Genomic DNA, 312 nt, shown 5'->3' on the forward strand with positions numbered 1-312 from the left:
GATGCCCAAGCCGGTGGAAAGTTATTCAGCAAAACCTGCGGCGGTTGCCATAGCGTCGGCGAAAATGCCCGGGGCGGTTTCGGGCCGCAGCTCAACGGCATCATTGGCCGCCCGGCCGGCACGACCACTGATTACCAGTATTCAGATGCGATGAAGAATTCAGGCGTGGTCTGGACGCGGGACAAGCTGGCCGCCTACATCGAGGCACCGAAAAAGGTCGTGAGCGGCACCCGGATGATTTTCTGGGGGATCAGCGACCAGGAGAAGATCGATAACCTGCTGGCGTACCTTGCGACGTTCCAGGCGCAGTAA

At 59.6% G+C, this 312-nt stretch carries 1 protein-coding gene; it reads left to right on the plus strand.

The features are described from left to right. Positions 1-312 (plus strand): cytochrome c family protein (locus JV201_RS04815; RefSeq protein ID WP_219406586.1); only part of this gene is annotated, 312 nt, incomplete at its 5' end.

Source organism: Pseudomonas sp. Colony2 (assembly GCF_019382755.1).
In the GTDB taxonomy this organism is placed as follows: Bacteria; Pseudomonadota; Gammaproteobacteria; order Pseudomonadales; family Pseudomonadaceae; genus Aquipseudomonas.